This window comes from Bradyrhizobium sp. JR4.3 (genome assembly GCF_040547695.1).
GTDB lineage: Bacteria > Pseudomonadota > Alphaproteobacteria > Rhizobiales > Xanthobacteraceae > Bradyrhizobium > Bradyrhizobium canariense.
Map to the genome: position 1 here is coordinate 175,492 of NZ_JBEPQF010000010.1, position 23,479 is coordinate 198,970.

Below are 23,479 nucleotides of genomic sequence, written 5' to 3' on the forward strand. Positions count from 1 at the left end.
TCTTTGGAGAGGTCTACATCGCCTTTCCAAGCAAAAATGGCAACTGGCGGGGGCCTCTGACGGTTCCCTGTGACCAGGTCACCGTGCCTGCCGGATCGAGGGCGAAGTCCGGAATTCGCTTCAGCCATTCCTCCAGCGCAACCTGCATCTCCATGCGCGCAAGGTTCGAGCCGACGCAGCGGTGGATGCCGAGGCCGAACGCGGCGTGGCGGTTCTCGCGGCGATCAATCACGACCTTGTCAGCATCCGGAAACATTTTCGGGTCACGGTTGGCGGCCGGGAAGGACAGCAGCACCATGTTGCCCGGCTTGACCGGGCAGCCTGAGACCGTTGTCTCCTTGACCACTTCGCGCGCCATCGTCACTGGCGAATAGGCCCGCAGCAGCTCTTCCACCGCGGTCGGGACCAGCCCGGGCTCGGCGACCAGGCGCTCGCGGTCGGCGGGCGTCCGGGCGAGGTGCCAGAGCGAGGAGCCGATCGCGCTCCAGGTGGTGTCGATGCCGGCAATCAGGAGCAGGCGCAACGAGCCCAGCACATGCGAATCCTCGAGCGGATTGCCGTCCTTGTCCCTGGCATTCATCAGGTAGGAAATAAGATCGTCGGTCGGCTTGGTCTTGCGCGCCTCGATGTGGGCGCTGAAATAGACGGTCATCTCCTGCACGGCCTGGAGCAGCGTGTTTTCATCCTTGATGCCAAGTTCCAGGATCATGTGGATCCAGCGGATGAAGAGATCGCTGTCTGTCTCGGGGATGCCGAGCATGTGTGCGATCGCGCGAACCGGAATGTGCTTGGTGTAGCGCTCTGCCGCGTCCAGTCGGTCTTCAGTGATGAAACCGTCGATCAACTCGTTGCAGATCGCGCGCACCCGCGGCTCCAGCTTCTTCATCGCGTCCGGCGTGAACGGCGGCAGCAGCAATTGCTTGGCTGGCTTGTGCACCGGCGGATCGGACGTGATCGGCGGGGCGGAGTTTCTGCTGGTGATCTCCGGTCGAACGTCACGGACGATGATGCGGCGTGAGGAGAAATGCTCACTGTCATTGGCGATCTCGCGCACCGCTTCATAGGTCGTCGGCAGGTAGCAGCCGAGGAAGCGCTCGGTATGCACGACCGGGCTTGCGGCGCGCAGCTCGTCCCAGATCGGGAAGGGATCTTCCGTCCATTGCGGATCGGTGTGGTCGAAATCATGGACCCAGTCGGTCACGGGCGGATGGGCGGCGGGCTGGCTGATGTCGGACATCTCGAAATCCCTTGGGGCTCGTGGTCGCGGAAGGCACGCGGGCAGAGGCGGGACGCGCTACTCCTCGATCAAGTCGATCGCGATTTCCGGACAATTGGATTTGGCAAGCCAGGCCTTGTCTTCGAGGCCGGGTGGGACCGTGCCGTCGCCGGCCTCGTGGGCGTTGCCGTATTCGTCGAGCTCGAACAGCTCCGGCGCCAGCGCCTTGCAGCGCGCGTGCCCCTGGCATCTGTCGGGATCGACGTGAACCCTCAGTCGCTCTGTCATGGCGGCTTCCTCGGTCGTGTGCGCTCCAGCCCGAAGGCGGCGCGCGCTCCCATTTGCGTTTTTGCTCAAGTTATAGGCTATTACATTCGCGGCAGGCTTCCCCTGTCAAGCGCAAACTTATAGGCTCTGCGCAACATGCGTTCACAACTTGCCCGCAAGCCCGAGAATACCTACCACCACGGCGATCTCCGCGACGCCTTGATCAAGGCCGCGCTGCGCGAAGCCGAGCAGGGCGGGACGGAGGCGATCAGCATCAAGGCGCTGGCAAAGCAGCTGGGTGTCTCGCAGCCGGCGCCCTACCGGCATTTCGCCGATCGCGAGGCGCTGCTTGCGGCGGTGACGGCGGAGGCGTTCCGGCAGCTCAGCGCGCTTCTGCGTGCGGCGATGGCAAAGCCGTCGAAGCGATCGAAGCTGTCGCTGCTGGCGCAGGCGACGCTGGATTTCGGCTTACGCCGCAATGGCATCTACCGCTTGATGTTCGCTTCGCGCACGGTGTCGTGTGCGGCGAAAGGCAGCGAGCTGCACGAAGCGACACGCGAAACGTTTGCGCTCGTGATCGAGGCGCTGGAAGCTCCGGCAGTCGATTACCTGCGCGAGCGGCAGGCGCTCAAGATCTGGGCGGCGCTGCACGGCGTGGTGATGCTGGCCGAGCAGGGGCTGTTCACTGGCGAGGCGGCCCATGCCACGCGCGAGGACCTTGTCGAGGATTTTGTCAGCGAAACCAAGGCCGCGCTTGCGGCGGCGATCAAGGGCGCACGGCGCCGGAAAAAGGCCGGCACTTAAGCCTTCGCCGCCAACAGCTTCATCAGCTTCTCGACGGCGCTGTCAGGCGTGGTCACGACAGGCCGACCGGTAGCTTCTGCCACGAGAGACGCCGTTCGCGCGATGCTGAACTGCGCGAGCGCGATGACGTCGCAATCGCGCAGATCATGTGAGGCTTCCACGATCAGCCGGTCATGCGTAACGCGGTCGCCACGGTCGAGCGCGGCCAGCGCGCCTTCGGCAAGCTTCGGCACGATCTGGACGGAGGCAGGAAATTCCGGCGGCATCGAGGCCAGCGTCGGCGCGAAGGTCGAGAGCAGGCCGATACGCCGGCCCATCGTCACTGCCCGCTCGATCATGGCTTCGTTCGGCTTGAGCACCGGCATCGGCGCATGCGCGCGCGCAACCGCCTCGATGCAGGGACCGAAGGCCGAGCAGGTGAACAGGATCGCATCCGCGCCTGTCGCCGCGGCGTAGCGACCGAGCACAAGAAAGCGTTCGGTCATGGCATCATTGAGCTTGCCCTCACGCGCGAGATCCGCCGACAGGCTGTCGTCGAGCAGGTTCATCAGCCGCGCTTCCGGCCACGCCTTCGCGAACGCAGCTTCGATCGGGGCGATGGAATGCTTGAGGGCGTGGATCAGGGCGATGCGAGGGGACGTCGGCATTGAACGTTACTACCTGGTAGATCTCGTGCCCCGGACGCGGCGCAATGCGGAGTATTGCGCCGCAGAGCCGGGGCCCATTGTGGCCGCTGGGTCCCGGCTCTGCGCAGCAGCGTTGCACGCTGCAGCGCGTCCGGGACACGAGAGGCGTTTACTTGAACGGCACCGCGTACATCAAGCCGCCCTTGCTCCAGAGGCCGTTGAGGCCGCGCTCGAGCTTGAGCGGGCTGGCCTTGCCGACATTGCGCTCGTAGATCTCGCCGTAATTGCCGGTGGCCTTGATGGCCGTGACCAGCCATTTGTTGTCGAGCCCGAGCCGGGAGCCGAGATCGCCGGAGGCACCGAGCAGGCGTTGGATCGCGGGCGTCTGCGACTTCGCCATCTCGTCGACATTGCCTTGTGTGACGCCAAGCTCTTCGGCCTCGATCAAGCCGTAATGCAGCCAGGTGATGATGTCGCTCCAGACTTCATCGCCATTGCGGGTGAAGGGGCCGAGCGGCTCCTTGCTGATGGTCTGCGGCAGCACGACGTAGTCGGCCGGGTTCGGCGCCGCGGTCGTCACGGCGCCTGCGAGCGCGGAAGCGTCTTGGGTCATGGCGTCGCAACGGCCGCCGAAGAAGGTCTGGTACATGGTGTCGACGCGGTCGAACACCAGCGGCTTCCAGTCGATGCCGTTGGCGCGGCCGTAATCGCCGAGCGTGACCTCATGCGTGGTGCCCTGCGCGACGCAGACGGTGGCGCCCTTGAGGTCCTTGATCTCCTTCACGCCGAGGTCTTTCTTCACCACAAAGCCCTGACCGTCGTAGAAGTTGATTGGGCCTTGCCGCAGGCCCAGCGTGACGCCGCGCAGATAGGTCTGCGTCGAGTTGCGGTAGAGCACGTCGATCTCGCCGGACTGGAGCGCGGTGAAGCGGTTCTGCGCGGTCAGCGAGACGTAACGCACCTTGCTGGCATCGCCGAGCACGCCGGCGGCGAGCGCGCGGCAATAATCGACATCGAGACCCTTGTAATTGCCTTGCGAGTCCGGCGCGGAGAAGCCGGCAAAACCGGCGCTGACGCCGCATATCAGCGTGCCGCGGCCCTTCACAGTGTCGAGCGTCGCCGCCGATGCGACCACCGTCGATGCCGCGAGCACGCCGGCTATGATAACCACTTTCCTCATCATGTTATTCTCCCCTCAGTGATTGACACGACGCAATACGTTGTCGACAGCCGTGCCGAGCTTGTCGACGATCAGATCGATCTCGTCAGCCGAAACGATATAGGGTGGCGCCAACAGCACGTGGTCGCCACGGACGCCGTCCACGGTGCCGCCGCCGGGATAGCAGCCGAGGCCGTCGGCGAGGGCCTCCGCCTTGATCTTCTGGTTCAGCTTCAGCGCGGGATCGAACGAGGTCCGGCTGCCGCGATCGGCGACAAGCTCGATCGCCCAGAACAGGCCGCGGCCCCTGATGTCGCCGATATGGCGGTGGTTACCGAAACGCTCGGTGAGCCGCTGCTCGAGCTGCTTGCCGCGCTCCTTGACCCGGTCGAGCAAGCCGTCCTCGCGGATCACGTCCTGCACCGCGAGCGCGGCAGCGCAGGCGAGGGGATGCGCCAGATAGGTGTGGCCGTGCAGGAAGGCGCCCGAGCCGGCGCGAATGGCGTCGATGATCTTGCCACTGGTGAGCATTGCACCGATCGGCTGGTAGCCGCCGCCGAGGCCCTTGGCGATCGCCTGGATGTCGGGTGCCACGCCTTCCTGCTCCCATGCATGCGTGGTGCCGGTGCGGCCCATGCCGCACATGACCTCGTCGAGGATGAGCAGGGCACCGTGTCGGTCGCAGATCTCGCGGACCGCCCTGAAATAACCGTCCGGCGCGGTCACGGCACCTGCGGTGGCGCCGACGACGGGCTCTGCGAGGAACGCGGCGACCGTATTGGGACCGAGGCGCTGAAACTCGGCTTCGAGTTCGGCCGCAAGCCGGGCGACGAATTGCGCATCGGATTCGCCATCGTGCTTCTCGTGATAGGCGAAGGCCGGGGTCACGTGGCTGAAGGCGTCGGAGAGCAGCGGCGCATAAGGCGCACGCCGCCAGGCATTGCCGCCGGCAGCCAGCGCGCCGAGCGTATTGCCGTGATAGCTCTGGCGCCGGGCGATGAAATGCTGCCGCTGCGGCTCGCCGCGCTCGATGAAATATTGCCGGGCGATCTTGATGCTGGCTTCGACCGCTTCCGACCCGCCGCTGACGAAATAGGCGTAGGCGAGGCCGCCGGGCTCATGGCCGACCAGCCTCTCGGCCAGCGCCTCGGCCGGCTCGGACGAGAAGAACGCCGTGTGGGCGTACGCCAGTGTCGAGGCCTGCTTCGTCAGCGCCGCGATGACGCGTGGATGCTGGTGGCCAAGGCAAGAGACCGCCGCGCCGCCGGAGGCATCGATCACGCGGCGTCCGTCCTCGGCAAAGAGGTAGACGCCTTCGCCGCCGATTGCCTTGGGCGGCGTTTCGCGCAGCGAGCGATGCAGCACGCGGCTGGTGCGAGCGGCCATGGGTCAACCTTTCTCTGATACGTAAGTTGAAGCCGCGGCCAGCCGCGCCTCGGTATTCTCCAGGCGCTTCTTCGCGGCCGTGCCGCCGAGCGAGAACGTCACGGCCGCGAGCGATTGGGCGATCGCAATGGCGCCGGTCAGGCTCGGGAAAAAGCCGGGAGAGGAAGCCGCTTCGAACAGCAGCACGTGGTCGGCGCCTTCAGCCATCGGCGCCGAAGAGCTATCGGCGATCGCGATCAGGGCCGCGCCGGCACGATAGGCGGCCTGCGCGACCCGGACACTGGCATGTGTGTAGGGCATGAAGCCGATGACGATGACAGCTTCGCCGGGCCGGAATGCGCCGAGGTCGAGATCGTCGGGGCCGGACGCGCCGACGAGTTGCGCCTGTTCGGGACGAAACAGCCGGAGCTCGTAATTCAGCAGTTCCGCGACGCTGCGGCAGCTTCGGTAGCCGGTGATCCAGATCCGCTTGGCGTCGTGGAGCGCGCGCGCCGCCTCGGCAATCGGCTGGGCCGGGATGCGCGGAAGGCCGGCGGCCTCGGCCTCGAGCTTGTCGGTGACAAGCGCGACATCGGCGTTCGGGCCGTGGCGGCGGCTCCTGGCGCGGCCGGAGAAGGGCGCGATCTGCGAGGGGCGCCGCGCCTCCGTCAACGCCGCGCGCAATTCATCCCAGCCCGAATAACCGATCGCTTTGGCAAGCCGCGTGAACGCGGCGGGATCGGCGCCGGCAACCGCCGCGAGATCGCGCATCGAACGCGTGGTGGCGTCGTAATCGTTGGCCGCGACGAAACGCCCGACCTCCTGCAACCGCATCGGAAGCGATGGCAATGCAATGCGCAGTTCGCTCAGCGGCGAGGATTTCGCGGGCTCGGCCATGAAACATTTGTTGCACAAAGTGGAGTTTGGTGCAACACTTGACGTACGCCGCCGGAAATCGTCGTCTTGAGAAGGATTTTTGTGCTGTGACGTCAGACGCTCCGAGACCGCCGCCGCGCCGTCGCTTCTTCGGCGCTTTCGGACGACGCGAGCTGAAAGGCCTGTTCTGGCAGGCCCTGGTGGTCGGGATCGCAGTCGCGGTCATCGCCTTTCTCTGGTCCAACACGGTCACCAATCTCTCCGCGCGCCGCATTACGACCGGTTTTGCCTTCCTCGGCCGTGAGGCCGGCATGCCCATCTCCGACAGCCTGCTCGCCTACAATCCGAGAGACTCATATCTCTGGGCCTTCGTCGTCGGCATCGCCAACACCCTGCGCGTTGCCGTGATCGGAATCGTGCTTGCAACCATCCTGGGCACGGTGATCGGCATCTCGCGGCTGTCGGCCAATTGGCTGCTGTCGCGGCTCGCCGCGGTGTATGTCGAAACGCTCCGCGACATCCCGCTGCTGCTCCAGCTCCTGTTCTGGTACGTGCTGATGCAGGCGCTGCCGGCAGCGCGCGCGGCATGGCGGCCGATCGAGGGCGTGTTTCTGTCCAATCGCGGGTTGATCCTGCCGGCGATTCCGATCGGGACGCCGCAGCTTTGCGTGCTCGGCGCGGCAGTGTTCGGGCTTGTCGTGTTCTACGTCATCCGGCGGCGGCTCATCGCGCAGCAAATGCGCGACGGCAAGCCGCGGCCGTCCTGGCCTTTTGGACTCGGCTTGCTTGTTGTGCTGCCTGCGGCGGTGTCCGTGCTTCTCGGCGTGTCCTGGACGATCGAATGGCCGGAGTTGCGCGGCTTCAACTTCGTCGGCGGGCTGACGCTCGCGCCGGAATATTTCGCGTTGCTGATCGCGCTCGTCACCTACACCTCGGCCTTCATCGCCGAGATCGTGCGCAGCGGCATCCAGTCGGTGCCGCGCGGCCAGTGGGATGCCGCCAATGCGCTGGGACTGCGCCGGAGCTTCATGCTGCGGCAGATCATCCTGCCACAGGCGCTACGCGTCATCGTGCCCCCAATGACGAGCCAGTACCTCAACCTGACCAAGAACTCCTCGCTCGCGGTGGCGATCGGCTATCAGGACGTGGTCTCGATCGCCAACACGACGTTGAACCAGACCGGGCAGGCGATCGAGGCCATTGCTTTGATCATGGCGGTGTTTCTCACCATCAGCCTCGGCATCAGCTTCTTCATGAACTGGTACAATTCGCGCATCGCGCTGGTGGAGCGCTGACCATGACGGCGATCGCCGACATTCCGGAAGTACCGCGCGCCGCCCGCCGCCCGCAGATCGGCAATCCGGTGCTGCGCTGGCTGCGCACCAATTTGTTCTCGTCTATCCCGAACGGCATTCTCTCGGTCGTGTTGCTGGCAGTGCTCGCAAAGGGCCTCTTCAGCTTCGCGCAGTGGGGCATCGCCAATGCGGTCTGGCTCACCCCGGCGAACGATTCCAGCGCCTGCCGCGCGGTACGCGGCGTCGGTGCATGCTGGGCGATCATCCCCGAGAAATACCGCTTCATCCTGTTTGGCACCTATCCGTTCGACGAGCAGTGGCGGCCGGCGCTGGCGGTGCTGCTGTTCATCGCCCTGTTCTATCTCTCCACCCGCCGCGCCTTATGGCGGCGCGAGCTGGCCTATCTCTGGATCGCCGCTCTCGCGCTGATCAGCATGCTGATGTGGGGCGGCATACTCGGCCTGTCGTTCGTCTCGCAGGACCGTTGGGGCGGCCTCCCGGTGACGCTGATCCTGGCGACCTTTGGTCTGGCTTTCGGCTTCCCGCTCGGCATCCTGGTCGCACTCGGCCGGCGCTCAAAACTGCCGGCGATCCGCTCGCTCAGCGTGCTCTATGTCGAGCTGATCCGCGGCGTGCCTCTGGTCAGTCTGCTGTTCATGGCGAGCGTGATGTTTCCGCTGTTCATGCCGAACGGATTCAACATCGACAAGCTCCTGCGCGCGCAGGTCGCGATCATCCTGTTCGCGGGTGCCTATCTTGCCGAAGTCATTCGCGGCGGCCTCCAGGCCGTGCCCCGCGGGCAATACGAGGCCGCCGATGCGCTCGGGTTGTCATACTGGCGCAAGAACCGGCTGATCGTCCTGCCGCAGGCGATCCGTCACGTCATCCCGCCGCTGGTCAACACCTTCATCGCGTTCTTCAAGGACACCAGCCTCGTCCTGATCATCGGTATCTTCGACCTGCTGACGACGGCCAAGACCGCGATCATCGATCCGGCATGGCAGCAATTCTCCGTCGAAGTCTACATCTTCGTCGCCGCCATCTATTTTGTCTTCTGCTTCGCGATGTCGCGGTATAGCCGGAGCCTGGAGGCGACAAGCGGAAGGTGAGTATCTCTCTTGTCCCGGACAAGGTGCAGCGCGCCGCCGAAGAGGCGCTGCGCCGCGTCCGGGGCACGAGAGTGGGGGCCTAGTTCTTCACCCGCGGATCAATCGGTGTTGTGCCACGCACGCCCAAGATATCCTCCAGCGTCTTCGCGCCGGCGATCACCTGCGCATCAGCGCGCGGAGCCCCGACGACCTGCAGTCCGACCGGCAGGCCCGACGCCGTGAAGCCGCAGGGCAGCGAAAGCGCGGGACAGCAGGCGAGCGTGATCGCATAGACGATGCCGAGCCACTCGACGTAATTGTCGAACTTCTTGCCGGCGCATTCGGCGACATAGCGGTGCTCGATCGGGAAGGGCGGCACGATGGTGGTCGGTACCAGCAGCAGATCGTAGCTCTTGAAGAACTCGACCGCACGCGCGGTCATGCCGACGCGCTGCGCCTCGGCGCGTTCGAGTTGCTCGATCGTGAGCTTGAGGCCTTCCTCGATGTTCCAGATCACTTCGGGCTTGAGCAGGTCGCGCTTGGTGCGCAGCAGCTGTGCCTTGCTGATCGCGAAGTCGAACGCGCGCAGCACGTGGAAGCACTCATGCGCCTCGCGCCAGTCCGGATGTGCCTCCTCGACGATGACGCCGGCTTCGGCAAAGCGTTCCGCCGCCTTCCGCGTGATCGCTTTGACTTCGGGATCGACCGGGGTGATGCCGAGATCCGCCGAATAGGCGATGCGCTTCGGTTTGCTGCCTGACTGCGCCGCCGAGAGAAACGAGGTCAACGGCGCCGGCAGCGACAGCGGGTCGGCAGCATAGTCGCCGCTCATGGCATCCAGCAGCAGCGCGAGATCCTCGACGTTGCGGGCCATCGGGCCAACGACGCCGAGATTACGATCGATGGCTGATTTTGGAGTATGCGCGACCCGGCCGATGCTCGGCCGCATCCCCACGACGCCGCAGAAAGCTGCCGGACTGCGCAAGGAGCCGCCCATGTCGGAGCCCTGCGCGAGCCAGGCCATGCCGGTGGCGAGCGCAACGGCTGCGCCGCCTGACGAGCCGGCTGCCGACTTGGACGTATCCCAGGGATTGAGCGTTGCGCCGAACACCTCGTTGAAGGTGTTGGCGCCCGCACCGAATTCCGGCGTGTTGGATTTGGCGTAGACGACCGCGCCGTTACCTTCGAGGTTCTCCACCATGAGGTCGGACTGTTTGGGCACATTGTCCTTGAAGATCGGCGAGCCCTGGGTGTTCAGCACGCCAGCAACGTCGGTCAGATCCTTGATCGGCACCGGCAGGCCTGCGAGTAATCCGCGCGCACCGGCCGGCTTCCGCATCAGCGCCTTTGCGCTATCCCGCGCGCGATCGAAGCACAGCGTCGGCAGCGCGTTGACCTTGCCGTCGACTTCGCCGATACGCTTCTCCAGCACATCCAACAGTTCCAGCGGCGAGACGTCGCCGGACCGCAGCTTGTCGACCACGGCGCAAGCGGTTTCTCGGATCAACTCTTGAGACAACTATTTTACTCCTGTACTTGTTCAAGCGTCATTGCGAGCGCAGCGAAGCAATCCAGTCTGTCAAGGCGGAAAGATTCTGGATTGCTTCGCTGCGCTCGCAATGACGAGATTGATCAACCCCAGCCTGCGCTGATGCCGCCGTCCACCGTGTAGATCACGCCGGACGTGTAGCCCGCGCGATCCGACGCCAGGAACGCCATGAGGTCGCCGATCTCGCGCGCATGCGCAGGCCTGCCGAGCGGCAGGCTCTTCTGGAATTCCTTGTAGCGGCTCTCGTCGCCGAACTGGTGCTTTGCCCGTGTCTTCAGCAGAGTGACGTGACGGTCGGTGCCGACAGGGCCGGGATTGATGCCGACCACGCGGATGTTGTCGGCGAGGCTCTTGCCCCCGAGCGCGCGGGTGAAGGCCATCAGCGCGGCATTCCCGGCGCTGCCGCAAATGTAGTTGGCGTCGAATTTCTCGCCGGCGGCGCCGATATCGTTGACGATCACGCCACCGCCCTTCGCCTTCATCTGCGCATAGATCATGCGCGTGAGGTTGATGTAGCCGAACACTTTCAATTCCCAGGCGTGGCGCCAGGTCGCCTCGTCGATCTTGTCGATGGAGCCGCCGGGAATGTCGCCGGCATTGTTGACGAGCACGTCGATGTCGGCGGCTTCCTTGGCGAGCCGCGTCAAATCCTCGCTCTTGCGCAAATCGACGATGCTCGTGGCGGCATCGATCTGGTGCGCCGAGCGCAAGCGCTCGGCCAGAGCCTTGAGCTGATCGCCGTTGCGGGCGGCGAGGAGGAGATGGCAGCCTTCCTCGGCAAAGGCCTCGGCGGCAGCTGCGCCGATGCCCTTGGACGCGCCCGTGATCAGGACGCGCTTGCCACGCAGATGCAGATCCATGGGAGTCACTCGCAGGAGAGGAACGGGAATAAAATCAGTAGGCGGTCGACCGCGCCATGGTCAACATTGCAGTGCAGCGTTGCACTGCCGCCGCGTTTGGTCCATTGCAGTGCGGTCAAAAAGGCGGCGGCTGCCGGAGCAATCAAGGACGTTCTCGATGAGCAAGAAACAATACCGGATCGCGGTCATTCCTGGCGACGGCATCGGCAAGGAAGTGATGCCGGAGGGTCTGCGCGTTCTGGAGACCGCGGCGAAGAGGCACGGGGTGTCCCTTCATTTCGATCATTTCGACTTCTCGTCCTGGGACTATTACGAGAAGCACGGCCAGATGATGCCGGACGACTGGAAGGACAAGATCGGCAAGCATGACGCGATCTATTTCGGCGCGGTCGGCTGGCCGGCCAAGATTCCGGATCACGTCTCGCTGTGGGGCTCGCTGATCAAGTTTCGCCGCGAGTTCGATCAGTATGTGAATCTGCGCCCGGTACGGCTGATGCCGGGCGTGCCGTCGCCGCTGGCCAACCGCAAGCCCGGCGACATTGATTTCTGGGTGGTGCGCGAGAACACCGAAGGCGAATATTCCTCCGTCGGCGGCCGCATGTTCCCGGACACCGACCGTGAGTTCGTGACGCAGCAGACGGTGATGACCCGCATCGGCGTCGATCGCATCCTGAAGTTCGCGTTTGAACTCGCGCAGTCGCGGCCGAAGAAGCACCTGACGTCGGCGACCAAGTCGAACGGCATCTCCATCACCATGCCCTATTGGGACGAGCGCGTGGAGGCGATGGCGAAGAAGTATCCAAGCGTGAAGTGGGACAAGTACCACATCGATATTTTGACTGCGAATTTCGTGCTGCACCCGGATTGGTTCGACGTCGTGGTCGGCTCCAATTTGTTCGGCGACATCCTGTCCGATCTCGGCCCGGCCTGCACCGGCACCATCGGCATCGCGCCATCAGGCAACATCAACCCCGAGGGCAATTTCCCGTCGGTGTTCGAGCCGGTGCACGGCTCGGCGCCCGACATCGCGGGGCAGGGCATCGCCAATCCGATCGGCGCAATCTGGTCCGGCGCGATGATGCTCGAACATCTCGGCGAGAAGGAAGCCGGCAAGTCGATCGTCGATGCGATCGAGCGCACGCTGGCCGAGCGCACGCTCCGCACCAAGGACCTCGGCGGCAACGCCGACACCACGGCTTGCGGCAAGGCGGTCGCGGACATGGTGGATTAAGCAAGCGATCAACCACGGTGTCGTCCCGGCGAAGGCCGGGACCCATTACCCCAGGGAGTAGTTGCGGTACTCGCTGGTAACCGCGAGTCTTCGCCAAACCACTTCCTGTGGTTATGGGTCCCGGATCTGCGCTGCGCTTGTCCGGGACGACACCGGTTTATAATGGCTCAGCCCGCGATCTTCTCGATTGCCGCCTCATCGAGCCCAAACGTTTTCCCGGCCAGCAAAATATCCCGCCAGGTGGTCGGATCGACCGGGATGCCTTCCGCGAGCCGCTTCTTCTTCGTCTCGCGCTCGGGCTCGCCGGCGATCTTCACCTTGTCGACGCCGGGGGCCGGCGGTGAGCCCGTGTGCCACGCGACGAAGCTCTCGACTTCGCGCGCGAGATTCTCGGCGGTGCCGAGCTTGGTCGGATCGATGATGATCGAGAGCATGCCGTTGAGGACGTTGTACTTGCCATCGGACGGACCCTTGACCACCTGCCCGCCGGAGAGCGCGCCGCCGAGGATTTCGCACACCAGCGCGAGTCCCGAACCCTTGTGCTCGCCGAACGGCAGGATGGCGCCGTACGGCGGGATCACGGTGTAGCGCGGATTGGTGGTCGGCTTGCCCTCGTTGTCGATGATGGTACCGGGCTCGAGCTCGACGCCCTTGTTGTGGGCGACGCGGGTCTTGCCCTGCGCGATCCTGCTGGTGGCGAAGTCGAGCACGATGGGGTCCTTGCCCCTGCGCGGGATGCCGACGCAGAACGGATTAGTGCCGTGGCGCCCATCGCTGCCGCCCCAGGGGGCCACGATCGGGCGCGAGATCACGTTGACGAAGTGGATCGAGACCAGCCCATGGTCGATGCATTGCTCGGCCCAGTGGCCGATGCGGCCGATATGGTGCGAGTTGGAGAGGCCGACGAGGCACACGCCGTTGCGCTTGGCCCGCTCGGCCGCCAGCTCCATCGCTTCATGGCCGATCACCTGGCCGTAGCCGGTGAGGCCGTCGAGGGTGAGAAGCGGGCCGGTGTCGAGCACGATCTTGACGTGCTGGTTCACGGCGAGGCCGCCCGTGGTGACGCTCTGGACATAGCGCGGGATCATGCCGACGCCGTGGGAATCGTGCCCCTTGAGGTTGGCCTCGACGAGATTGGTGGACACGAGCTCGGCCTCGCGGTCCGTGGAGCCGCCGGCCTTGACGATGGCACTGATGGCTTCGATGAGCGGCTGTGCCTTGATGGTGCGATAGTCGGCCATTGTTGGTGCTCTTATCCCTTTCCAAGATTGCGGTGCGTAGGGTGGGTTAGGCAAAGCCGTAACCCACCTCTTCTGTCTTCGCGAACGTCGAGGGTGGTGGGTTACGCTTCGCTAACCCACCCTACGTTTTCACGATCCGGCGGCAGTGCTCCCACGCCGCATGAATGAGGTTCTCGCTCGCCTCCGGGGTCCGGAACGCCGAATGCGCCGACAACGTTACGTTCGGCAGTTTTGTCAGCGGATGATCGCCGGGCAATGGCTCGATGTTGAAGACGTCGAGGCCGGCATGGCGGATGTGCCCCGACTTCAGCGCATCGATCATGGCGGCCTCGTCGACGACGGCGGCGCGGGCGGTGTTGATGAGGATGACGCCCGGCTTCATCTTCGCGATCATCTCGCGGGTGATCATGCCGCGCGTCTCGTCGTTGAGCAGCAGATGCAGCGATACGACGTCTGCTCTCGCCAACACCGAATCGAGATCGGTGAATTCCACGCCCGGATAGCTCTTCGGCGAGCGGTTCCAGGCGATCACCTTCATGCCGCTGCCCGAGGCAATGCGCGCGACTTCCGCGGGAATACCGCCGAAGCCGATCAGGCCGAGCGTCTTGCCCGTGAGCTGCATGCCGTCTTCGCGCAGCCAGTTTCCGACGCGCATCTCGCGGTCCATCATCGCGATGCCCCGCGCCGAGGCCCACATCAGCGCGATCGCGCATTCCGCAACCGCCGTGTCGCCATAGCCCTTGATCAGGTGCACGGAGATGCCGAGCTCAGCGAGCTCCTCCGGGTTCATGTAGCTGCGCGCGCCGGTGCCGAGGAACACGACATGCTTCAGCCCCGCGCACTTCTTTGCGACATCGGTCGGCAGCGCGGTGTGGTCGACGATCGCGATCTCGGCGCCGTCGAGGATCTCGGGATATTGCTCGGGCTTGATGTCGGGATCCCTGTGGATCCGCACCTTGGGATCGCCCGGTTGCTCCAGCCGCTCCAAGATCACGGCGAGGGCTTCATTGGCGTCGACGAAAACTCCGCGCATGATTCTCTCCGGTCAGGATGCGACGCCGGCGATCGCCAGCACCGTGTGCATGAGGACGTTGGTGCCCGCGGCGCAATCGGGCTGCGTAGCGTCTTCCAGCTCGTTGTGGCTGATGCCGTCCTTGCAGGGCACGAACACCATTGCGGCGGGCATGATTGTGTTGAGATTGCAGGCGTCGTGGCCGGCGCCGGAGGTAATGCGGCGAGAGGAGTAGCCGAGCGTCTTCGCCGCGTTTTCCACCGCTGCAATGAGCTTCGGATCGAAATGCGTCGGCGGCTTGCGCCAGACCAGGTCGATCTTCACCTCGACCTTGCGGCGTGCGGCGATCTCGGCAATCGCGCTACGAAGATCGCGATCGAGCGCATCCATGATCGCGTCATCCGCGCTGCGGCAATCCATGGTGAAGGCGATCTCGCCGGGAATGACGTTGCGCGAAGGGTTTGCGATCACGGCCTCGCCGATGGTGCCGACTGCCTTCGGCCCGTGCTTCCTCGCAATGGCTTCCATCGCCAGCACGATCTCGGACAGCGTCGCCAGCGCATCGCGCCGCAGCGGCATCGGCGTCGATCCGGCATGACTCTCGAAGCCGGAAATCTTGCCGTCGTACCAAAGCACGCCCTGGCCGGAATCGACCACACCGATGGTCTTGCCTTCGGCCTCCAGGATCGGGCCTTGCTCGATGTGCAACTCGACGAAGCAGCCGAGCTTCTGGAACGCGACCGGTTTGTCGCCGCGATAGCCGATGCCGTCGAGCGCCTGGCCGACGGTGGTGCCATCGGCGTCCTTGCGTGACAGGATGTCGTCAGTGGTGAAGTCGCCGACATAGGCGGCGGAGGCCATCATCGCGGGAGCGAAGCGTGAGCCCTCTTCGTTGGTCCAGTTGACGACGCAGATCGGCGCTTCGGTTTCGATTCCGGCATCGTTCAGCGTGCGGATCACTTCGAGCGCACCGAGCGTTCCCAGGATGCCGTCATACTTGCCGCCGGTGGGCTGCGTGTCGAGATGCGAGCCGATGCCGACGGGCAGCTTCGACATGTCGCGTCCCTTGCGCAGGCCGAACTGCGAGCCGAGCGCATCGGTGTGCACCTCTAAGCCGGCGTCCTCGCAGGCCTTGCGGAACCAGTCGCGCACCAGCTTGTCCTCCGCGCTCAGCGTCAGCCGCCGCACGCCGCCCTTCGCCGTCGCGCCGAACTGCGCGGTCTCGTGGATGGAGCCCCAGAGGCGGGCGGAATCGATTTGCAAATTGGTGGCGGCTCGGGTCATGCGTCAGTCCATCTTAGCTGTCATTCCGCGTTCGCTCTTCGAGCGCCCCGGAATGACGAAAGAAATCCGGCGCCTGTTTCAATGACGCGCCGGCGCGGGCGCGTCAACTGCGAGGCTGCTCTGCGCAATCTGACATGCAAGCTCTGCGACCCGCTCCACCGCCACGACGTCGGGCGAGGCGAGCCAGCTCGCGGTGAATGTCAGCGGCGCGATTTTGAGATCGGTGTCGAGCAGTTGCAACCGCCCGTCTGCGAGCTCGCTCTCGACGATGGCGTCGGGGATCACGGCGATGCCGAGGCCCTCGACCGCCATATGGATCACGGTCGCAAGCGAGGCGGAGGCATGCAGGCGGATCGGCGGCAGCTCCGGCCGGTCGAACACTTCGCGTACGACCTCGTAGGGCCGCGTCTTCCGCGGAAACGTGATGATCGGAAACCGCGCGAGCTCGGCCCGCGTCACCGGTCCATGGCCGAGGCCGAGCGAGGGGCTGGCGAGAAAGCCGATCGGATAGTCGGCGAGGACGCGATTGTGCACGCCGGACGCCGAGAGCGGACCGACGACGAAAGCGAGCTCGATCTCCTGCGCAAGCAGGCGCGCGGTCAGGTTCGGCGTGATGTCGACTTCGATCTCCAGCGACAGGTTCGGATAGACCTCGTTCATGCTCTTCACCAGCCGCGGCAGCCAGGTGTGCACGATGGTCTCGGCGACGCCGAGCCGCATCACGCCGCGCATCGCCGAGCGGTCGCCGATCTCGGCGATCATCGCGGCGCGCAGGCCGATCAGCTTCTCCGCATAGACCATCATCTGCCGGCCGCTCGGCGTCGGCGAGGCCACGCGGTGGTCGCGGTTCAACAGCTTCACCCCCATCTCGCGCTCGAGCTGGGCGATGCGCTGGGAGATCGCCGGCTGGGTGGTGTTGAGGCGTGCTGCGGCGCCGCGAAAGCTGCCGAGCTTCACAACCCAAAGAAACGTCTCGATTGATCTGAAGTCCAGCATTGGAAGGATTTTCCCGTCCGATAAATGAAATTTATCGATATTGATTAGAAAGGAAGATTAGACTTTATAGCACGCGTGGTGTTGGCTTGTCTTTGTCGAGTTTATAGGCAGGTCGATCTCATGACTGTTTTGGTGGCAGTGCAGCAAACTGAAACGCCCGACACCCTCCCGAGCCGCAAGGCGCGGCTCGCCTATCGCGAGGGGCTGGTCGCCTCCACCGCCGGCGTCGCCCCCGGCTTCGTCCAGGGCAATCTGGCGATCCTGCCGGCGGAATATGCCGGCGCCTTCCACCGCTTCTGCCAGCTCAATCCCAAGCCGTGCCCGATCATCGGCATGTCCGATGTCGGCAGTCCGCACATTCCGGCGCTCGGCGCCGATCTCGACATCCGCACCGACGTGCCGCGCTACCGTGTCTGGCGAGACGGCGAAGTCGTGGACGAGCCGACCGATGTGACAAAGCACTGGCGCGACGATCTCGTGACCTTCGTGCTCGGCTGCTCCTTTTCGTTCGAAGAGGCGCTGCTCGACGAGGGCATGCCGATCCGCCACATCGAGCACAATGTGCGCGTGCCGATGTATCGCACCAACATCGCCTGCGGCGAGTCCGGTCCCTTCGCCGGTCCCATGGTGGTGTCGATGCGTCCGTTCAAGCCGGCGGATGCGATCCGCGCGGTCCAGATCACCTCGCGCTATCCGGCCGTGCACGGCGCGCCCGTGCATCTCGGCCATCCGCATCTGATCGGCATCAAGGACATCGCCAAGCCCGATTACGGCGATCCGGTCCCGGTTGGAGACGACGAGATCCCGGTGTTCTGGGCGTGCGGCGTGACGCCGCAATCGGTCATCAATGCTGCCAGGCTGCCGTTCGCGATCACGCATTCGCCGGGCCTGATGCTGGTGACGGATCTCAAGAACAGGACCATGGCCGTGATTTAGTGGGCAGCGTTTGCTGCTTCTTCGAGCTTTACCGCACCCATCAATCGCTTCATTCGATCAGCCGAAATTCAGTAACAGGGGACTTTGCCATGACGATCACTCGCCGCGACGTATTGTTGGGAGCCACCGCTACGGCCGCGCTCGTGCCGCTGGCAGCGCGCGCACAGACTTCGGAAGTCGTGATCGGCGTGATCTATCCGTTCTCCGGCGGCAGCGCGCAGCAGGGCGTCGATGCGCAGAAGGCCTATGAGACCGCGCTCGAGGTCATCAACAAGGCCACGGATTTCGACCTGCCGCTGGCGAAGGGCGAAGGCCTGCCGGGCCTCGGCGGCGCAAAATTGCGCCTTGTGTTCGCCGACCATCAGGCCGATCCGCAGAAGGGCCGTGCCGAAGCCGAGCGCCTGATCACGCAGGAGAAGGTCTGCGCCATCATCGGCACCTATCAGAGCGCGGTCGCCGTCACGGTCAGCCAGATCTGCGAGCGCTACCAGATCCCGTTCGTCTCGGCCGACAATTCCTCACCCAGCCTGCATCGCCGCGGCCTGAAATATTACTTCCGCGCCTCCCCGCACGACGAGATGTACTCGGCCGCGATGTTCGACTTCTTCGATGCCTTGAAGAAGAAGGGCACCAAGATCGAGACGCTGTCGCTGTTCCACGAAGACACTATCTTCGGCACCGATTCCGCCAATGCCCAGGCCAAGATCGCCGGCGAGCGCGGCTACAAGATCGTCGCGGACATCAAGTATCGCGCCAACTCGCCCTCGCTTTCGGCCGAGGTGCAGCAGCTCAAGAGCGCCAACGCCGACGTGCTGATGCCGTCGAGCTACACCACCGACGGCATCCTGCTGGTGAAGACCATGGCCGAGCTCGGTTACAAGCCGAACGCGATCGTGGCGCAGGACGCCGGCTTCTCCGAGAAGGCGCTCTATGACGCCGTCGGCGACAAGCTCGAAGGCGTGATCTCGCGCGGCACCTTCTCGCTCGATCTCGCGCAGAAGCGCCCGATGGTCGGCAAGATCAACGAGATGTTCAAGACGCGGTCGGGCAAGGATTTCAACGATCTCACCTCGCGTCAGTTCATGGGCCTGATCATCCTCGCCGACGCCATCAGCCGCGCCAAGTCGACGGACGGCGAGAAGATCCGCGACGCGCTCGCCGCCACCGACATCCCGGGCGAGCAGACCATCATGCCCTGGAAGCGCGTCAAGTTCGACGAGATGGGCCAGAACAACGACGCCGACCCGGTGCTGCTGCAATATGTCGGCGGCAAGTTCGTCACCATCTTCCCGCCGCAGGCCGCGATCGCCGAGGCGATCTGGCCGATGAAGTAAGCGGCGAGATATCTCCCAACGTCGTCCCGGACAAGCGCAGCGCAGATCCGGGACCCATTACCACAGGCAGGCGTTTCTGAGATGACTGGCTGCCGTTCATCCTCTCGATGAATTCGTGGTTATGGGTCCTGGCTTTCGCCAGGACGACATCGGGGTAACGCAGGAGCAGAGGCGCAACACCGGTGACAGCCCAAACCATTATCCAAAGTCTCGCGAGCGGCCTCCTCATGGGCCTGCTCTACGGACTGATCGCCGTCGGCCTCGCGCTGATCTTCGGCCTGATGGACGTCGTGAACTTCGCCCATGGCGAGTTCTTGATGATCGCGATGTATGTGAGCTTCTTCCTGTTCACGTTTTTCGCCATCGACCCCTTGCTGTCGGCGCCGCTGGTGGCCGCTGCCCTGTTCGTATTCGGAGCGGTGGTCTATTTGTTGATCGTACGCTTCGCCATGCGGGCCAAGGCCAATGCGGGCATGGTGCAGATCTTCTCCACCTTCGGCCTCGCCATCGTGATGCGCGGCCTCGCGCAGTTCTTCTTCACGCCGGATTATCGCAGCGTTCCGCATTCCTGGCTCGGCGGCAAGACGATCTCGATCGCCGGCGTCTTCCTGCCGGAGCCGCAGCTCATGGGCGCGCTGGTTGCGATCCTGGCCTTTGCCGGCCTCTACTTCTTCATCCACCGCACCGATTTCGGTCGCGCGCTGGAGGCCACCCGTGAAGATCCCGGCGCGGTGGCGCTCGTCGGCATCGACAAGAATCGCGTGTTCGCGCTCGGCTGGGGGCTTGGTGCCGCGCTGGTCGGCCTCGCCGGAGCGATCATGGCAAGCTTCTTCTATATCTACCCCGACGTCGGCGCGTCCTTTGCGCTGATCGCCTACGTCACGGTCGCGCTCGGCGGCTTCGGCAGCGTGTTCGGCGCTTTCGCCGGCGGGATCATCGTCGGCCTCGTCGAGGCCACCACCGCGCTGGTGCTGCCACCCTCGCTGAAATCGGTCGGCATTTACGCCGTCTACCTGCTGGTCGTCTTCATCCGGCCGCGCGGCCTGTTCGGATCGATGTGATGGACAAGGATTTTGCCGCGCGGCGCCGCCGCGACCTCATCATCGCCGCGGTGCTGACCGCCCTGGCGGCGCTCGCTCCCCTGTTCATCAAGGACGTCTACGTCCAGAACATCCTGATCCTGACTTTGATGTATGCGGCGCTCTCGCAGAGCTGGAATATTCTCTCCGGCTATTGCGGACAGATCTCGCTGGGACATGCGCTCTATTTCGGCATCGGCGCCTACACCACCGAGCTGCTGTTCACCAAGTTCGGCGTGCTGCCATGGTTCGGCATGCTCGCCGGCGGCGCAGTCGCGGCCGCAATCGCGATGGGGCTCGGCTATCCCTTCTTCCGCCTGCGCGGCCATTATTTCGTGATCGCGACCATCGTCATCGCCGAGATCGGCTTGCTGCTGTTCCAGAATTGGGAATGGGCGGGGGCCGCGATGGGGATCACCATTCCGGTGCGCGGCGACAGCTGGTTGAAATTCCAGTTCATGCGCAGCAAGCTGCCATACTTCTATTTCGCACTTGTGCTGTGCAGCCTCGCCTGGTTCGTCACCTGGTGGCTGGAGGACTCCAAATGGGGCTTCTGGTGGCGCGCGGTGAAGGACAATCCGGAAGCGGCCGAGAGCCTCGGCGTCGTCGTGTTCAACTCCAAGATGGGCGCGGCTGCCGTCTCCGCTTTCCTCGTTGCCATCGGCGGCGCCTTCTATGCGCAGTTTCTCGCCTATATCGATCCTGAAAGCGTCATGGGGTTCCAGTTCTCGCTGCTGATGGCGCTGCCGGCCGTGCTTGGCGGCATCGGCACCCTCTGGGGGCCCGTGTTAGGGGCTGTGATCCTGATCCCGATGACGGAGCTGACACGCTCCTATATCGGCGGATCCGGCCGCGGCGTCGACCTCATCGTCTACGGCACGCTAATCGTGCTGATTTCGCTCGCCCTGCCGCAGGGTCTGGTGAGCCTGTTCTCTCGTGCGAAGCGGAAGGGAGCCACGCGATGACCCCACTGCTTGAAACCCGCGGCGTCTGGCAGCGTTTCGGCGGCCTCGTCGCCAACAGCGACGTTTCGATTTCGGTCGGCCGCGGCGAGATCGTCGGTCTGATCGGCCCGAATGGTGCCGGCAAGTCCACGCTATTCAATCTCATCGCCGGGGTGCTGCCGCCGACGCAAGGCTCGATCTGGTTCGACGGCGAGGATGTCACCAGCATGCCGGCCGCCGAGCGCTGCCAGCGCGGCGTCGGGCGCACCTTCCAGGTCGTCAAGAGCTTCGAGACCATGACCGTTATCGACAACGTCATCGTCGGCGCTCTCGTGCGCAACACCGTGATGCGCGAGGCACGCCGCAAGGCGCATGAGGTGCTCGAATTCACCGGCCTTGCCGCGCGCGCCAACGTGCTCGCGAGCGACCTCGTGCCGGCCGAAAAGCGCCGCCTCGAAGTCGCGCGCGCGCTTGCGACGCAACCAAAACTTCTGCTGCTGGACGAAGTCCTCACCGGCCTGACGCCGACTGAGGCGCAGACCGGTGTGGCGCTGGTGCGCAAGGTGCGTGACGCCGGCATCACCGTGCTGATGGTCGAGCACGTCATGGAGATCGTGATGCCTTTGGTCGACCGCGCCATCGTGCTCGACCTCGGCAAGGTGCTGGTCGAGGGCAAGCCGACTGAAATCGTTCGCGATCCCAAGGTGATCAGCGCATATCTGGGAGATCGTCATGCTGTCGGTGCGTGAAGTCACGACCGCCTATCAGGGCCTGGTCGCGATCTCCGCGGTCTCGATCGAGGTCCAGAAGGGCGAGATCGTCTGCGTCGCCGGCGCCAATGGCGCGGGCAAGTCGACACTGCTGAAATCCATCGCCGGTGCCGAGCGCCCGCGCTCGGGCACGGTGACGTTCGATGGCAAGCGCCTCGACGGCATGGCGCAGCACCACATCACCGCCACCGGCATCGCCTACGTGCCGGAGAACCGCCGACTGTTTCCGCGCCTCTCCGTGCGAGACAATCTGCGCCTCGGCAGCTATCTCTACCGCGGCGAGGCCGACCGCGAGAGTCCGCTCGATCTCGTGTTCCAACTGTTTCCGCGTCTCTCCGAGCGCCTGGAGCAGCGCGCCGAGACGCTCAGCGGCGGCGAGCAGCAGATGCTCGCCATCGGCCGCGCGCTGATGACGCGCCCGCGGCTGTTGATGCTGGACGAGCCCTCGCAGGGCATCATGCCGAAGCTGGTCGACGAGATCTTCCAGGCCGTGAAACGCATCCGCGACGCCGGCATGACCGTTTTGATCGTCGAGCAGCGCATGGCGGAATGCCTGGAAATCGCCGACCGCGCTTACATCCTGCAAACCGGCCGCGTGCTGATGCAGGGCTCGGCAAGCGAGATCAAAGGCAATCCGGATGTGCGCAAGGCGTATCTGGGGCTGTAGCTGCAAGCACACTGCCGTAGCCCGGATGAGCGAAGCGATATCCGGGGCAAGCGTTCCCGCATGTCGCTGCGCTCATACGGGCTACGATTGCGGGGGCTGTAGCGCCAACCGTCATTGCGAGCGCAGCGAAGCAATCCAGAATCCCTCCGCGGAAAGACTCTGGATTGCTTCGCTGCGCTCGCAATGACGAGGTTAGAGCCGAGCCTAATGCCCGTGCTCCGGCAGCATCAGCCCAAACACCTTCCCCAGATCGTTCACCTGCTCCGGCGACAAATACCGCGGGTTCATCCCGCGCAGCATCAGATACAGCTTCGCCGTCTCCTCCAGCTCCTCCGTCGCGAACACGGCTGCCTCCAGCGTGTCGCCCGCGACGACCGGGCCGTGATTGGCGAGCAGCACGGATGAGTATTTCCCCGCCAGCCCTCTGATCGCATCGGCGACCGCGGGATCGCCGGGGCGGTAATAGGGCACGAGCGCGGTGGCGCCGCATTTCATCAGATAATAGGCCGTCATCGGCGGCAGCGCGGCGCGCGGGTCGATCTCCGGGAGCATCGACAGCGCGACCGAATGGGTGGAATGCAGGTGCACGATCGCTCTTGCGCTCCCGCGCGTGGCGTAGAGCGCATTGTGCAGCGGAACTTCCTTGGTCGGCGCATCGCCCGAAACCAGTCGGCCCTGATCGTCCAGCCGCGACAATTTTGCGGGATCGAGGAAGCCGAGCGAGGCATTGGTCGGCGTCACCAGCCAGCCGCCGCCATCCAGCCTGACGCTGATATTGCCGGAGGAGCCGGGCGTCAGCCCACGTTCGAACAGGGACCGTCCGAAGCGGCAAATGTCTTCGCGCAGCAATGTCTCGTTGCTCATGGCCGTCATGTCCGTT

Annotated in this window: 24 protein-coding genes; 10 read left to right on the forward strand and 14 right to left on the reverse strand. The window is 64.5% G+C overall.

Going from position 1 to position 23,479, the window contains the following annotated elements:
- Positions 1-13: 13 nt before the first annotated feature.
- The gene (locus tag ABIB91_RS18440) at positions 14-1,237 is read right to left on the reverse strand and encodes a cytochrome P450 (RefSeq protein ID WP_007593782.1); all 1,224 of its coding nucleotides are present in this window, start codon (positions 1,235-1,237) and stop codon (positions 14-16) included.
- A 57-nt stretch (positions 1,238-1,294) separates the two neighbouring features.
- Entirely contained in the window at positions 1,295-1,504 is a 210-nt protein-coding gene (locus ABIB91_RS18445; protein ID WP_354162950.1) for a ferredoxin, read from the reverse strand.
- A gap of 135 nt (positions 1,505-1,639) precedes the next feature.
- Here ABIB91_RS18445 and ABIB91_RS18450 point away from each other — a divergent pair, with 135 nt between their 5' ends.
- On the forward strand, positions 1,640-2,287 hold the full coding sequence (locus tag ABIB91_RS18450; RefSeq protein ID WP_354127704.1) for a TetR/AcrR family transcriptional regulator: 648 nt from the start codon (positions 1,640-1,642) through the stop codon (positions 2,285-2,287).
- Here the strand turns inward: ABIB91_RS18450 and ABIB91_RS18455 are convergent.
- The 4 genes from ABIB91_RS18455 to ABIB91_RS18470 all read right to left on the reverse strand — a co-directional run bounded on the left by ABIB91_RS18455 (position 2,284) and on the right by ABIB91_RS18470 (position 6,334).
- On the reverse strand, positions 2,284-2,934 hold the full coding sequence (locus tag ABIB91_RS18455; protein ID WP_354162947.1) for an aspartate/glutamate racemase family protein: 651 nt from the start codon (positions 2,932-2,934) through the stop codon (positions 2,284-2,286). The two genes, ABIB91_RS18450 and ABIB91_RS18455, sit on opposite strands and share 4 nt — an antisense overlap.
- 148 nt (positions 2,935-3,082) lie before the next feature.
- On the reverse strand, positions 3,083-4,096 hold the full coding sequence (locus tag ABIB91_RS18460; RefSeq protein ID WP_007593774.1) for an amino acid ABC transporter substrate-binding protein: 1,014 nt from the start codon (positions 4,094-4,096) through the stop codon (positions 3,083-3,085).
- 12 nt (positions 4,097-4,108) lie between these two features.
- Entirely contained in the window at positions 4,109-5,458 is a 1,350-nt protein-coding gene (locus tag ABIB91_RS18465; protein ID WP_354127701.1) for an aspartate aminotransferase family protein, read from the reverse strand.
- A 3-nt stretch (positions 5,459-5,461) separates the two neighbouring features.
- Positions 5,462-6,334 (reverse strand): MurR/RpiR family transcriptional regulator, encoded by an 873-nt coding sequence (locus ABIB91_RS18470; RefSeq protein WP_354162943.1) that lies wholly within the window; start codon positions 6,332-6,334, stop codon positions 5,462-5,464.
- 86 nt (positions 6,335-6,420) lie between these two features.
- Between ABIB91_RS18470 and ABIB91_RS18475 the strand changes: the two genes are divergently transcribed.
- Entirely contained in the window at positions 6,421-7,608 is a 1,188-nt protein-coding gene (locus ABIB91_RS18475; protein WP_219682667.1) for an amino acid ABC transporter permease, read from the forward strand.
- A gap of 2 nt (positions 7,609-7,610) precedes the next feature.
- On the forward strand, positions 7,611-8,717 hold the full coding sequence (locus tag ABIB91_RS18480) for an amino acid ABC transporter permease (RefSeq protein ID WP_354162940.1): 1,107 nt from the start codon (positions 7,611-7,613) through the stop codon (positions 8,715-8,717).
- A 79-nt stretch (positions 8,718-8,796) separates the two neighbouring features.
- Here ABIB91_RS18480 and ABIB91_RS18485 read toward each other — a convergent pair whose 3' ends face one another.
- From ABIB91_RS18485 to ABIB91_RS18495, 3 genes are all read right to left on the reverse strand, one after another.
- On the reverse strand, positions 8,797-10,215 hold the full coding sequence (locus ABIB91_RS18485) for an amidase (protein WP_354162937.1): 1,419 nt from the start codon (positions 10,213-10,215) through the stop codon (positions 8,797-8,799).
- A gap of 113 nt (positions 10,216-10,328) precedes the next feature.
- On the reverse strand, positions 10,329-11,105 hold the full coding sequence (locus ABIB91_RS18490) for an SDR family oxidoreductase (RefSeq protein WP_027568933.1): 777 nt from the start codon (positions 11,103-11,105) through the stop codon (positions 10,329-10,331).
- A 5-nt stretch (positions 11,106-11,110) separates the two neighbouring features.
- Positions 11,111-11,251: a hypothetical protein gene (locus tag ABIB91_RS18495; protein WP_354162934.1), complete on the reverse strand. Its 141-nt coding sequence runs from the start codon at positions 11,249-11,251 to the stop codon at positions 11,111-11,113.
- Positions 11,252-11,262: 11 nt separating this feature from the next.
- On the opposite strand from ABIB91_RS18495, the gene ABIB91_RS18500 reads away from it, so the two are divergent.
- The gene (locus ABIB91_RS18500; RefSeq protein WP_354162931.1) at positions 11,263-12,336 is read left to right on the forward strand and encodes a tartrate dehydrogenase; all 1,074 of its coding nucleotides are present in this window, start codon (positions 11,263-11,265) and stop codon (positions 12,334-12,336) included.
- Between the two features lie 167 nt (positions 12,337-12,503).
- Here ABIB91_RS18500 and ABIB91_RS18505 read toward each other — a convergent pair whose 3' ends face one another.
- From ABIB91_RS18505 to ABIB91_RS18520, 4 genes are all read right to left on the reverse strand, one after another.
- The gene (locus ABIB91_RS18505) at positions 12,504-13,577 is read right to left on the reverse strand and encodes a malate/lactate/ureidoglycolate dehydrogenase (protein ID WP_354162928.1); all 1,074 of its coding nucleotides are present in this window, start codon (positions 13,575-13,577) and stop codon (positions 12,504-12,506) included.
- A 121-nt stretch (positions 13,578-13,698) separates the two neighbouring features.
- The gene (locus ABIB91_RS18510) at positions 13,699-14,610 is read right to left on the reverse strand and encodes an NAD(P)-dependent oxidoreductase (RefSeq protein ID WP_354162925.1); all 912 of its coding nucleotides are present in this window, start codon (positions 14,608-14,610) and stop codon (positions 13,699-13,701) included.
- Positions 14,611-14,622: 12 nt separating this feature from the next.
- Positions 14,623-15,873, reverse strand: coding sequence for a Zn-dependent hydrolase (locus ABIB91_RS18515; RefSeq protein WP_354162921.1), 1,251 nt, complete (start codon positions 15,871-15,873; stop codon positions 14,623-14,625).
- A gap of 78 nt (positions 15,874-15,951) precedes the next feature.
- Positions 15,952-16,869, reverse strand: coding sequence for a LysR family transcriptional regulator (locus tag ABIB91_RS18520; RefSeq protein WP_007593745.1), 918 nt, complete (start codon positions 16,867-16,869; stop codon positions 15,952-15,954).
- A gap of 120 nt (positions 16,870-16,989) precedes the next feature.
- Here ABIB91_RS18520 and ABIB91_RS18525 point away from each other — a divergent pair, with 120 nt between their 5' ends.
- The 6 genes from ABIB91_RS18525 (at position 16,990) to ABIB91_RS18550 (ending at position 22,599) form a co-directional block, all read left to right on the forward strand.
- The gene (locus tag ABIB91_RS18525; RefSeq protein ID WP_354127693.1) at positions 16,990-17,805 is read left to right on the forward strand and encodes a putative hydro-lyase; all 816 of its coding nucleotides are present in this window, start codon (positions 16,990-16,992) and stop codon (positions 17,803-17,805) included.
- A gap of 89 nt (positions 17,806-17,894) precedes the next feature.
- Entirely contained in the window at positions 17,895-19,139 is a 1,245-nt protein-coding gene (locus ABIB91_RS18530) for an ABC transporter substrate-binding protein (protein ID WP_354162917.1), read from the forward strand.
- Positions 19,140-19,321: 182 nt separating this feature from the next.
- Positions 19,322-20,200, forward strand: a complete 879-nt coding sequence (locus ABIB91_RS18535) for a branched-chain amino acid ABC transporter permease (protein WP_007593739.1) — start codon at positions 19,322-19,324, stop codon at positions 20,198-20,200.
- A complete protein-coding gene (locus ABIB91_RS18540) occupies positions 20,200-21,183 on the forward strand; it encodes a branched-chain amino acid ABC transporter permease (protein WP_007607961.1) in 984 nt (327 codons plus the stop codon). Before ABIB91_RS18535 ends, ABIB91_RS18540 begins: the two co-directional genes overlap by 1 nt.
- Positions 21,180-21,911, forward strand: coding sequence for an ABC transporter ATP-binding protein (locus ABIB91_RS18545; RefSeq protein WP_354162913.1), 732 nt, complete (start codon positions 21,180-21,182; stop codon positions 21,909-21,911). Before ABIB91_RS18540 ends, ABIB91_RS18545 begins: the two co-directional genes overlap by 4 nt.
- Positions 21,895-22,599: an ABC transporter ATP-binding protein gene (locus ABIB91_RS18550; protein WP_354162910.1), complete on the forward strand. Its 705-nt coding sequence runs from the start codon at positions 21,895-21,897 to the stop codon at positions 22,597-22,599. The genes ABIB91_RS18545 and ABIB91_RS18550 overlap by 17 nt, the downstream gene beginning before the upstream one ends.
- Before the next feature lie 204 nt (positions 22,600-22,803).
- Here ABIB91_RS18550 and otnC read toward each other — a convergent pair whose 3' ends face one another.
- A complete protein-coding gene (gene otnC, locus ABIB91_RS18555) occupies positions 22,804-23,472 on the reverse strand; it encodes a 3-oxo-tetronate 4-phosphate decarboxylase (protein WP_007593729.1) in 669 nt (222 codons plus the stop codon).
- Between the last annotated feature and the right edge of the window lie 7 nt (positions 23,473-23,479).

Coding starts and splice junctions, on each gene's coding strand:
- ABIB91_RS18490 (WP_027568933.1), bottom strand. CDS start 11,105: ATGGATCTGCATCTGCGTGGCAAGCGCGTCCTGATCACGGGCGCGTCC.
- ABIB91_RS18450 (WP_354127704.1), top strand. CDS start 1,640: ATGCGTTCACAACTTGCCCGCAAGCCCGAGAATACCTACCACCACGGC.
- ABIB91_RS18550 (WP_354162910.1), top strand. CDS start 21,895: ATGCTGTCGGTGCGTGAAGTCACGACCGCCTATCAGGGCCTGGTCGCG.
- ABIB91_RS18525 (WP_354127693.1), top strand. CDS start 16,990: ATGACTGTTTTGGTGGCAGTGCAGCAAACTGAAACGCCCGACACCCTC.
- ABIB91_RS18470 (WP_354162943.1), bottom strand. CDS start 6,334: ATGGCCGAGCCCGCGAAATCCTCGCCGCTGAGCGAACTGCGCATTGCA.
- otnC (WP_007593729.1), bottom strand. CDS start 23,472: ATGACGGCCATGAGCAACGAGACATTGCTGCGCGAAGACATTTGCCGC.
- ABIB91_RS18465 (WP_354127701.1), bottom strand. CDS start 5,458: ATGGCCGCTCGCACCAGCCGCGTGCTGCATCGCTCGCTGCGCGAAACG.
- ABIB91_RS18520 (WP_007593745.1), bottom strand. CDS start 16,869: ATGCTGGACTTCAGATCAATCGAGACGTTTCTTTGGGTTGTGAAGCTC.
- ABIB91_RS18445 (WP_354162950.1), bottom strand. CDS start 1,504: ATGACAGAGCGACTGAGGGTTCACGTCGATCCCGACAGATGCCAGGGG.
- ABIB91_RS18455 (WP_354162947.1), bottom strand. CDS start 2,934: ATGCCGACGTCCCCTCGCATCGCCCTGATCCACGCCCTCAAGCATTCC.
- ABIB91_RS18515 (WP_354162921.1), bottom strand. CDS start 15,873: ATGACCCGAGCCGCCACCAATTTGCAAATCGATTCCGCCCGCCTCTGG.
- ABIB91_RS18540 (WP_007607961.1), top strand. CDS start 20,200: ATGGACAAGGATTTTGCCGCGCGGCGCCGCCGCGACCTCATCATCGCC.
- ABIB91_RS18440 (WP_007593782.1), bottom strand. CDS start 1,237: ATGTCCGACATCAGCCAGCCCGCCGCCCATCCGCCCGTGACCGACTGG.
- ABIB91_RS18530 (WP_354162917.1), top strand. CDS start 17,895: ATGACGATCACTCGCCGCGACGTATTGTTGGGAGCCACCGCTACGGCC.
- ABIB91_RS18480 (WP_354162940.1), top strand. CDS start 7,611: ATGACGGCGATCGCCGACATTCCGGAAGTACCGCGCGCCGCCCGCCGC.
- ABIB91_RS18500 (WP_354162931.1), top strand. CDS start 11,263: ATGAGCAAGAAACAATACCGGATCGCGGTCATTCCTGGCGACGGCATC.
- ABIB91_RS18505 (WP_354162928.1), bottom strand. CDS start 13,577: ATGGCCGACTATCGCACCATCAAGGCACAGCCGCTCATCGAAGCCATC.
- ABIB91_RS18510 (WP_354162925.1), bottom strand. CDS start 14,610: ATGCGCGGAGTTTTCGTCGACGCCAATGAAGCCCTCGCCGTGATCTTG.
- ABIB91_RS18545 (WP_354162913.1), top strand. CDS start 21,180: ATGACCCCACTGCTTGAAACCCGCGGCGTCTGGCAGCGTTTCGGCGGC.
- ABIB91_RS18460 (WP_007593774.1), bottom strand. CDS start 4,096: ATGATGAGGAAAGTGGTTATCATAGCCGGCGTGCTCGCGGCATCGACG.